General features: G+C 62.1%; 10 protein-coding genes. 6 read left to right on the top strand and 4 right to left on the bottom strand.

All coding sequences use genetic code 11. The features are described 5' to 3' along the window. Positions 1 to 1,444 (bottom strand): ParB N-terminal domain-containing protein (locus tag MRY75_RS00510; protein WP_366934892.1); only part of this gene is annotated, 1,444 nt, incomplete at its 3' end. A gap of 299 nt (positions 1,445 to 1,743) precedes the next feature. Between MRY75_RS00510 and MRY75_RS00505 the strand changes: the two genes are divergently transcribed. After that, positions 1,744 to 2,823 carry a hypothetical protein gene (locus MRY75_RS00505; RefSeq protein ID WP_292305185.1) on the top strand — a complete coding sequence of 360 codons (1,080 nt, stop codon included), beginning with the start codon at positions 1,744 to 1,746 and terminating at the stop codon, positions 2,821 to 2,823. A gap of 327 nt (positions 2,824 to 3,150) precedes the next feature. Here the strand turns inward: MRY75_RS00505 and MRY75_RS00500 are convergent, their stop codons facing one another. Both MRY75_RS00500 and MRY75_RS00495 read right to left on the bottom strand, forming a co-directional pair. Then, on the bottom strand, positions 3,151 to 4,332 hold the full coding sequence (locus MRY75_RS00500) for a ZIP family metal transporter (RefSeq protein WP_292305184.1): 1,182 nt from the start codon (positions 4,330 to 4,332) through the stop codon (positions 3,151 to 3,153). Beyond that, positions 4,329 to 5,537, bottom strand: coding sequence for a multicopper oxidase domain-containing protein (locus MRY75_RS00495; protein ID WP_292305183.1), 1,209 nt, complete (start codon positions 5,535 to 5,537; stop codon positions 4,329 to 4,331). Before MRY75_RS00495 ends, MRY75_RS00500 begins: the two co-directional genes overlap by 4 nt. A 116-nt stretch (positions 5,538 to 5,653) precedes the next feature. Here MRY75_RS00495 and mntR point away from each other — a divergent pair, with 116 nt between their 5' ends. Next, on the top strand, positions 5,654 to 6,106 hold the full coding sequence (gene mntR, locus MRY75_RS00490; RefSeq protein WP_009573580.1) for a manganese-binding transcriptional regulator MntR: 453 nt from the start codon (positions 5,654 to 5,656) through the stop codon (positions 6,104 to 6,106). Here mntR and MRY75_RS00485 read toward each other — a convergent pair. Continuing rightward, positions 6,101 to 6,550: a hypothetical protein gene (locus tag MRY75_RS00485; protein WP_292305182.1), complete on the bottom strand. Its 450-nt coding sequence runs from the start codon at positions 6,548 to 6,550 to the stop codon at positions 6,101 to 6,103. The genes mntR and MRY75_RS00485 overlap by 6 nt on opposite strands. A 215-nt stretch (positions 6,551 to 6,765) precedes the next feature. Here MRY75_RS00485 and MRY75_RS00480 point away from each other — a divergent pair, with 215 nt between their 5' ends. The 4 genes from MRY75_RS00480 to MRY75_RS00465 form a co-directional block, all read left to right on the top strand. Next, a complete protein-coding gene (locus MRY75_RS00480) occupies positions 6,766 to 8,157 on the top strand; it encodes a multicopper oxidase family protein (protein WP_292305181.1) in 1,392 nt (463 codons plus the stop codon). Between the two features lie 17 nt (positions 8,158 to 8,174). After that, positions 8,175 to 9,104, top strand: a complete 930-nt coding sequence (locus tag MRY75_RS00475) for an exo-alpha-sialidase (RefSeq protein ID WP_292305180.1) — start codon at positions 8,175 to 8,177, stop codon at positions 9,102 to 9,104. Between the two features lie 12 nt (positions 9,105 to 9,116). Continuing rightward, positions 9,117 to 9,611 carry a DUF411 domain-containing protein gene (locus MRY75_RS00470; RefSeq protein WP_292305179.1) on the top strand — a complete coding sequence of 165 codons (495 nt, stop codon included), beginning with the start codon at positions 9,117 to 9,119 and terminating at the stop codon, positions 9,609 to 9,611. A gap of 112 nt (positions 9,612 to 9,723) precedes the next feature. Then, positions 9,724 to 10,105: cytochrome c (locus MRY75_RS00465; RefSeq protein WP_292305178.1), on the top strand; the 382-nt coding region annotated here is incomplete at its 3' end.

The following is a 10,105-nucleotide window of genomic DNA, read 5'->3' as shown; positions in this document are numbered from 1 at the left end:
TCGCATCGAACGCCACCTCGAAATCCGCCGCCAGATGCGCCCGAAGGATATGCTGACGCGTCGCGCGCAGATCGTCGGCGAGGCTCGCCGAAATCCCATCCGCCTTGCGCAATGTCGCGGCAGGGTCGGAGGTTGGCACCGGCGTGGAGGAGGTCGGCGGCGTCACCTGTGGGCGGGCAGGGGAGGGGGCGCCATCCGCATCTGCGGTGGTCTCGTCAGGTTCGGGCGCAGCGGGAATATCCTCCGGTCGCACGAGTCCTTTCTCGACGCGCAGTGCCCCATCATGACCGATGGTCAGAACGACACCAGCGATAGCGCGATCTTCGTTTGCGTAAGGTTGCCGATCGCGCTGAAGGACCTCGATCTCACGCAGGCGCGGCTCGATGGCGTAATATTCTTCGGTCTCCGCGTCGGTCCAGTCCTGACCGTCATTCTGTGCCGCCAGTTCTTCCTCCCGCGCGGTGAGACGTTCCTCCTCGGCGAGCAGTTCCGGATCCGGCTCAATATCCTGCGGATAAACCCGCCCGAAACTGCGAAACGCGCCGTAATCCACCGAGAGATGCACCTCGACCCATTTCCACGTCCCCTCAAAAGTCTTGGCCGCTGTCTGCAGCTTTTCGATGGCGAGGCGCTCCAGGAGTTCGGGATTTTCCATATGGGCGCTGGCACGATCATCGAAGAGGTCGCGGAGCAGAATGCCGCCCGCCCCCTCATAGGCCTCGATGCCGACAAAACGCCCGAGGGCAGAGTTCGCCGAATGCGCGGTCTCGGTGAGCTGGCGTTTGATGCTTTGCGGGTGGATGTGATAGCCGCCCTTCACCGCGTTCCAGACAGCCAGTTGGCGATCATGATCGTCGGTCAGCGTGAAGGCCATCACGCATTCGAGGGTCAGGTCGCCCGCGCGGAACTGCTCGATGATCTCGGGCGCGACACGGGCGAGTTTGAGGCGGCGGCGCACCAGGTCGACAGATACGCCGAACTTCAGCGCGATCTCGTCTTCGCTGCGGCCCTCGCCGATCAAGTTGTCAAACGCCTCGAACTGGTCGGCGGGATGCATCGCCGCGCGCTGGAGGTTTTCGGTGGCGGAGGTGAGGATAGCGTTGTGCTCATCCTCGACGAGGCAGGGGACTGGGTGATCCTTAGGGATGGCGCCGTCTTCGGCGAGTTGCTTTAGCGCTTTGAGGCGGCGCCCACCCGCATCGACAGCAAAACGTGTCTCAGACAGCGCATGCACCACCAGGTTCTGTTTGATGCCGGTCTCGCGGATGCTGGCGAGGAGTTCGGCGTCATCGCTGGCGCTCGCGGCGACCTTGCGGACGTTGAGAGGACTCGGCTCCAGCTGGTCGAGCGGGATCATCCGGATGTTGGCGGCGCCGTCAGGCGTTGCCGATCCGGCGGCTTCGGTCTTCTTTGAGGTGGTGGGTTTCGAACGCGTCTTGGCCATGGTCAGGATCCTTGTCATGCCGGACCCGGAAGAGACTCTCTCTATCCTTTCAAGCCCGGCACCCGGGCTTCCCTTTCTCTGGCTTTTTGCAAATGCGGATCACGTCACCAATCGACCGTTTGTAAACAGAGGCAAGGGCGCTCTTTGTGGTGCTGCAAATCAAAAACCCCTTGGTTTTCATATGCTGAGCGCGATCAGAGAGATATCGCAGACCACCGCGCGCGCGTGCTATATAGGGTGTGCAGGCGCACCCTAACAAAACACTTTGGTAAAATGCAAAAGCGCCATATTTTGCACATATGAAGCCTCAAGTACCTACGCAGTATAGTAAATTGGACGGTCCTCTAGTTGATGCGGAGGGGATTGAAGAGACGTCCGAGGACGACCTGTGGTTCCTTCCCGGTCCGATGGAAGTGGAGCCGGATTATCTGCTGCCCGGGCCAAAGGCAAAGCCGCGTGAAACCGCAGTCCTCGACGAGTGGCGACGCGCCGAGGCGGGCAGTGCCGCCCGTCTCGCCCGTGTGGCTGGCCGGATTGGCGCGCTGGATGATCGTTTGCGGCGTGGCCCGGAGGGCTGGCGGCACAGGCTCGCGCTGATGGAGGCGGCAGACCTCAGCTGGTTTGTGGGCGACCGAATTGGCCCGGATCGGCTGGCACTCTGGATATCCATGCGCTTGTCCGGGGTGCAGGACGACACCGCAGCGCTCGCGCGTGTCGGATGGGCGGTGCGGCGCCTTACAGGCGGTCCCGGCCCAGAGGTGGACCTATCCGCTTTCCTCGATCGCCGTGACCCTGAAAACATGGCGGATGAAGCCGAGCCCTTTGCAGATCGCGCAGGCGTTTGGCTTGACCTGATGGCGCAAGCCGCCGACCTGCACCCGATCACGCGCGCCTGCATGGGGTTTCACCTCTGGAGCCTTGCGGGCCTCGGGCAACAGGGCGACCGTATGGAAGCGGCGGTTACCGCCGCACGCATTGCCGCCAGCGAAGGCGCGAATTCGAATGGGGGGGCCATCTTTGCGCCTCTGGCTATGCGCGGGGCAGGGGGGCTGCGCGCCAGTGGCCCACCTGCCGAGCGCATGCAGCGTTGGCTCGAGGGAATGGAAACAGCATGCCTGACCGCGATGCGGCACCTCGACGATATCCAGGCATGGTCAGCGCGGGCGGACAACATGATGGCACCGCTCTCTGGCAAGACACCACCTGCATTGCGCGCGGTGCTGACCGAATGGCCCGTCGTCTCCGCTCCAATGGCCGAGACCCTGACCGGTGCCAGCCGCGCCGCCGTCCAGCGCAACCTTGCTTGGATGGAAGCGCAAGGTCTAATCCGCGAGGTGACCGAACAGGTGCGTTTCCGCATGTGGCGGGCGATGCCATGAAACACCTCTAAAGAAGCACTCGTTTTGGTGCGTAACATCTGTTGATTGTTCAACGGAGGACCAGAATCGTGACAGACCAAAAATATGAGACAGTCGATTTCGACGTGCGGCTCAGCAATAGTAGTCAGATGGATTTGCAGTGTTTTCACCTATCTGTGGGATCCTCTAGTCGCTCTAGCCTCAAACTCTTTATTTCGAAAGCACGAAAGAATAAGTCTCTTGGGCGCACAAACTGGGGCACGAAAATTGCGATCTCCCAGTGGACAGACGGGGTCAGTTTATAGAGCTGGGCGACCGCCCCATGAGGCCGAAACAGCCGATCACCGCTCAGATCTTGATCAATGCCGCCGTCGCGTACATGAAGGCGATGCCGCCCAGAAACCCGACCAGTACGGCTGGTGACATCAGCGCCGCCTGCCTGTCGGCGTTTTGACGTACAAGGTAGGCGCTGACCTCGACCATGACTTGCAGGATCGCACCCGCTCCGACGGCGAGTGCCAGTGCCGACCATTGCGGCGCATAGGCAAGGCTACCCGCCCACATTCCGAGGATGGCCGGGCTACCGGCGAGCAGGGTCAGGGCGACAAACGTCCAAAGCGTTGGCCGGGCACGAAGCATCGGGGCGGCGATGCCGATGCCCTCGGTGACATTGTGCAAGGCAAAGCCTAGGACGAGGAAAGTTCCAAGCCCCGCCGACCCGGCGGCGAATGCGCCGCCGATTGCCAGCCCTTCGCCGAAGTTGTGAAGTCCGATCCCGAGGGCAATGTAGAACGCAAGCGCGATGCCTTCCGGATTGCCGCGCCAGCGCCCGATAGCCATCAATAGAAGAAAGCTTGTAAGCGCCGCCAGCCAGACCATGGCAGAACCTTGGAATATCGCGGCCGCTTCTGCCGATAGCTCCAGTGCCTCGGATATGGTGTCGATCAGCAGGAAGGCCAGCAACCCAACCGTCAGCGCGAGCAGAAAGTTCATCCCGCTTCGCCCGACGCCCTTCATGGCCGGATAGAACATCAGGCCAAGCGCCACCGGCAATAGGCCGACGATCGCCCCGATCACCGCCTGGAGCCGAAGTTGCCCCCAGGTGGGACTTGGCGTCGAAACTGCAACCGCGATCTCGTGCCCAAAGGTCGCGCCTGTGTTCGTCAGCAGATTGACATGATGGGCCTCGCCAAGGACCCACGGATAGGGAATGCGCAGCCAGACCGCATCGCCTCGGGCAATCGGCCCCGCCGGTTCCTGCGTGAAGGTCCAGTATGCATCATCCACGGCAACCTGCGCGACCACCATCGCTTCCGATCCGCCGGCGCGCACCCTGAGCGATATCCCCGACCCATCGAGGATCGTCCGTTCGACGGTCAGCGCCTCGACCGGGGGGGCGCCGTTGTTGAAGCCGCGCAAGGGATCGAGCGAGGCGATCCAGACAAAGGCACCCAGCATGACGGCCAGCGGCACGAGGACGAGAAGCAGACGGGTCATTGGCGGGCGGCTGTGTTCGGTCTGATCGGTCATGCTCCGGCCTCCCGCACGTCGAAAAAGCCCATCCAGCCTAGTTCGGTGAACTCGGCCTGATGGGCATGGAACATGTACAACCCGTCTTCATGGTCGGCGAAACTGAACTCGAGAATGCCGCGCTGCGCCTGGCACTGCATGATCACGTCGACCGTGCGCAGGGTCGGCGTGAGCTGGGTGCCGGTGTCGTAGTAGTCGAAGAAATTCCCGTGCAGGTGGAACGAGTTGATCGGATCGAACTCGGTCGCATTCATGAGGTAGATACGGACCGGGCGCGACTTGTCGATCGGGATCGGCGCGTTCATGTAAGCTTGGCCGACCGTGTTTACGGCATAGACCTCGTTCTCACCATCGAAATTGGTGTCAAAGCCGTTCATCACCATCGCCAGTTCCTGCCATTCGGCGTTTTCCGGGCTGCCCAGCACGCGCGACGCGGCGATTGCCGCAAATTCGGGGTGGCGCGCCGGATCAGGGTCGACCACGAAAAGTCCGTACATGCCCTTATGCATGTGCCGTTTCAGCGGCAGCGCGTGGCAGTGATAGAGATGACAGCCGAAGGGCTTGGCATCGAACTCATAGACGAACTCCTCGCCCGGATCGATCAGCCCGGCGCCTTGAACGCCGTCCATTCGCGCCGAGTGAATGCCGTGAAAATGCATGGAATGGGGATGTGAACCGAGGTTGCGAAAGACGATCCGTAGCCGTTCGCCCTCCTTTGCGCGCAGGGCGGGGCCGGGCACGCGACCGTTGAACGTCCAGGCGGGGAAGAACACGCCGGGAGCAATCTCGATTTCCATGTCGATGGCTTCGACCTCAAAGGTGCGCAAGGTGCGACCATCCGGCATGATCTCGGTCCGGCCGACCTCCCAGTCGGTCAGCATGGCCGTCGGGTTAAAGCCGTTCCCCGCGTGATCCACCTGGCCGACCATCGTCATGTTGCCATGCGCCATGCCACTGTCATGGGCCGAATACGGATCGACCGCCCCGCCGGGCATAGCATGCCCCGCCATCGGGTCGGGCGTTGCCTGGGATTGCGCGCGGCTCGCGGCCACGGCCGCTCCGCCGGCAGCCACCAGACCGCCGACCAACAGCGCGCGTCGCGACGCCGAAACTGGCTCCGTGACGACGCTAGGTGGCGCTGTGGGCAGCGATGTCTCCACGGCGGACGACACCTCGCGCCCTCGCTTGCTGGTATCGACAGGCATGGACGTGGTCCCTTCAGATGACACGCAGGTCAAAGTCCCGGCGCAAAAAGTTAGCATAGGCTAATAATCATCGCTCAGGCTTTACGAGTCAATCCTGATCGTGCGAAGGTGAAGGAATGACGGATGATGAGAACCTTGAATCAACCGAGGCAGAGGCACGTGCGGTCGAATCCCGCGCCGAGGCCTTCATCGGTGTGCGCGAAGCGCGGCGCAGCGAAGTGGCGGAAGATTATGTCGAACTGATCGCCGAACTCATCCACGAGAACGGCGAGGCCCGACCGGTCGATATCGCGGCCCGGATGGGCGTTACCGCGCCGACGGTCGCCAAAACCCTTGGCCGTCTGGCGCGGGACGGCCTGATCACTCGCGCGAAATACCGTTCGGTCTTTCTGACCGAGGAAGGCCGGGCGCTTGCCAAGGAATGCAGGCACCGCCACGAGATCGTCTTGCGGTTTCTCCTGAGCCTCGGGCTCGACCCCGAGACGGCTGAACGCGACGCGGAAGGGATCGAGCATCATGTCAGCGAGCGCACGCTTGCCCTGTTCGCGGCGTTTGCCCAGCGGTCATAGGCAGGTGGTTGCCGCTGCAACAAGTCGGTTGTCCGAAAATTTGAACGAGCCAATCTTTGGATGTTCCAAGAAACGTGATTTTGTGCCGCTGGCATTCGGATCGCGCGGGTAGTAGATCAAGATCATGAGACGTTGGGCGCGCCTTATCTGCATTCTCTCGCTGGTGGTTTTTGCCATCGGCGCGGTCGCGCAGTCTGCGGGCTCAATTGCCATGGCCTCGTCAATGGTCTCCACGGACGGCGGCATGATGGCGATGGAAGATTGCGACGCCTGCGGCAGCTTGGAAGTCGGTAAGATGGGTTCCGTCTGTGATTTTGTGTGCAATGCCGCGGGAATGGCCGCTCTTCTTTCGATTCCGGCTGGTACCAGCCCGATCGCTGCCGCCGCGGCCCATGAAATCCAGCCAATGGACGTCCGGCACGGAATATCCGGCCCCCCGGCCAAACAACCTCCTCGAGTCTACCTCTGATCTGACACGCGGCGCTTGATTGCGCTTGGTGTGTTTCCCCGTGCCAGACGCCCCTAAAAGGGCGTTTGCGCGGGGCCATGAACGTCGCTGAGCAATTGCTTTGGCGGCGTACAGTGAAATCAGAGAGTGTTTATCCATGTCCTACCAAATCAGTTCCCGTTTCAGTCGCCGATCTTTTCTTGCAACATCCTTGGCGGGTATCGGCGCCACGGCTTTCGGAAAGCCTCTGCGCGCCGAGCCGCAAATCCGCAGCTTTTCGCTGCGCCCCGCGCCGGGACAGGCAAGGTTGGTCCCAGAACCTTATCCCGCAACCCCCGTTTGGGGCTTCAACGGCCAGGTTCCCGGCCCGGAGCTACGGGTTCGGCAAGGCGATCGGCTGCGCATCGCCGTCACAAACGCTCTGGACGAGGAAACCACGGTCCATTGGCACGGACTTCGTCTGCCGATCGCGATGGACGGGGTTCCACACCTGACGCAGAAGCCGATCGCACCCGGAGAAACCTTCACCTACGAGTTCGACGCGATCGATGCCGGGACCTTCTGGTATCACCCGCACCAGCGCAGTTTCGAGCAGGTCGGACGCGGGCTGGCCGGACCGCTCATCATCGACGAACCCAACCCGCCGCAGGTCGACCGCGATGTCACCTGGCTGCTTGACGATTGGCGGCTGACGCAGGACGCATCGATCGCGGATGACTTCGGCGCAGCCATGGACATGAGCCATGCGGGCCGTCTGGGCAATACTGTCACGATCAATGGGCGTGTTCCCGATGTCTTCGCGGTGCGGCAGGGTGAACGCATCCGGCTGCGGCTGATCAATGCCGCCAACGCCCGCATCTTCGCGCTCGACTTCGGCGACCTTTCCGCGCGCATCATCGCGCTCGACGGCCAGCCGATCACCCCGCACGCCGCGCCTGACGGTGTCGTGGTTCTGGGCCCGGCGATGCGTGCCGACATAATGCTCGATTGCCCTGCCGACCCGGGAACCACGCTTCAAATCGTCGACCGCGCCTATCGCGATAATGAATTCAACCTGCTGGATGTCGTCTTTGACGAAACGCCCCTGCGTGCCACGCCGCCGGAATGGGAAATTGCCCTTCCAGCCAATCCGCTGATCGAACCTGATCTGAACGCAGCCCGTCGTCACGAAATCTTGTTCACCGGGGGCATGATGGGCGCCATGGTCGAGCGCCAGATGGGCCTGAGCCAGTCAGGCAACATGATGGGCGGAATGATGAGTGGCGTTGTGGGTGGCGGCATGTGGTTCGTCAATGGCGTCGCGGCCGAAGGGCACATGCTCGATCCCTTCCTGACATTGGAGCGCGACGCGAGCCATATCCTCCAAATGACGAACGCCACTGCCTTCGACCATCCGATCCACCTGCACGGCCACTCCTTCCGCGTCATCAGCCGCGATGGCGTGCCGACCGAATTCCGTGAATGGCAGGACACCGTGCTGATCGCGCCGCGCGAGCAGGTCGAAATCGCCCTGGTCGCCGACAATCCCGGAGACTGGATGTTCCATTGCCACATCCTCGAGCACCAGGCGGCCGGGATGATGGGCGTGATCCGCGTCGCATGAGCAGAGGAGCATGCAGATTGAAGTCGATTGAGATTGGATGTCGGCCAAACCGGCGCAAGGTACTCACCGCGGCACTCAGTATCGGCGTCGCTTCGATGTTGCCGGGGTTCGCACTCGCGGCGAGCGATGGTGATCCAGCGGCACTTGCCTTTGATGGCGATACCATTCTGCTGGCGAGTCGAGGGCTGCTCGTCAGTGACGATGACGGCCGGACTTGGACTGCGGCAGAGACACCGGGGAACGTGCTGTCGCTGGCGACCCATCGCGACCGGCCCGGCCGTGTGGTTGCGGGGCTCGCCGTGGGCGGTGTCAGCATTTCCGAAGATGGGGGCGCTTCGTGGCGCGTCAGCGACGCTGGGCTGCCTGACGGAGAGATCAATGCCGTTGCCATCGCCTCGCGGAACTCGGACATGATCTATGCCTCGGTTCGCGGCGACGGATTGTGGAAGAGCGAGGACGCCGGTGCAACTTGGTCGCTCGCCATGGACCGCCCCTGGCTCGACGACGCAGAGCTCGAACCTCTTGCTCTGGCTTCGGTCGAGCTTGAAACCGGCATGGGCGGTATCTGGATCTATGCGGGCACCGAGGTTGGCCTAACGCGGGTGCCCGATTGCTTTTGTCGCTGGCAGGACGTGCAGCCAGGCAACGCGATGGACGCATTGGTTGCGGGTGAAGCCCCACCGTCCGAAGCGCCATTGCCAGGCGGTCAACCGATCCTGTCGCTGGCCAGTGCCCCCTCGGCGCCGGAAGTGATGTATGCCGCGCTGCCTTCGGGCCTCTGGGCATCGCAGGACGGCGGAGTCATCTGGCAAAAGCGGGCCAGCAAAGCTGCGACCGCCGTTGCGGTTCATCCAAGAGACGAGACCTACATCGCTGCCCTGTTGGGCGGCATCTTGAAAATCAGCCGTGACGGCGGCGCAACCTGGATCGAAACAGGAGAACTATGATGGAGAACTATGATGGAGAAAATGATGCAGAGAAGAAACGCGCTTGGTCTGATTGGCAGCGGCATTGTCGGAATGGTGGGCCTGACCACATCGGCCTGGGCGCAAGCGACAGGCGATGTGGCACCCGGTCTGGCGGGCAGCGAAAGGCAGATCACCATCTGGCGCGATCCGGGCTGCGGCTGCTGTGATGCCTATGGGGATTATCTCGAAGAACACGGCTTTACCGTAACGCGTGTGGATGACCGCGACTTCGACAAACGCTCGGTCGAAGTCGGTGTGCCCGCCCAGGGCATCGGCTGCCACTTGGCCGAGATCGACGGCTACTATGTCAGCGGTCTCGTCCCCGTCGACATCATCGAGCGGCTGCTCGAAACCCGTCCGGCGATAACGGGTATCACCTTGCCGGGAATGCCCGCGAACGCACCCGGGATGTCTGCGGCCAAGACAGGCACGCTAAGGACCTACTCCTTTGGCCCAGAGGGAATTTCAATCTATGCCGATGAATAAAGGGCCGAAAGATCGATCGGCGAAGTGTACTGTCAGGCGGTCAGTGCACCTCGCTGCCCTAGTGTCCGCGCTCGCGACCACCGGCCTCGTGGTGTTGGCCCAATCGGAACCGATGGACCCGCGTGTCGAGGGACTGACGTTTTTGGGAGAACCCGTGCTTGCATCCGAGGTCACGGCAGGGCAACAGCTTTATGCGGACAACTGCGGCAGTTGCCATGGTGCCAACCTCGAGGGTCAGCCCGATTGGCGTCGTCGTCTTGACACGGGAATAATGCCGGCCCCGCCGCATGATGACACAGGCCACACCTGGCACCATTCAGACCGCATGCTTTTTCAGATCACTAAAGGCGGGGTCGGGGCCGTCGTGCAAGGATACGAGAGCGACATGCCGGCCTTTGGAGAGGATCTGACAGACGCAGAGATCGCGGCTATCCTCGTCTACATCAAGAGCACCTGGCCTGAGCGACAACGTGAGTTCCAAGCCGAAGTTTCGG

The organism is Marivita sp. (genome assembly GCF_022763305.1).
GTDB lineage: Bacteria > Pseudomonadota > Alphaproteobacteria > Rhodobacterales > Rhodobacteraceae > Marivita.
Note: the sequence above shows the minus strand (reverse complement) of the source record. Positions and strands in the feature narration are given on the sequence as shown.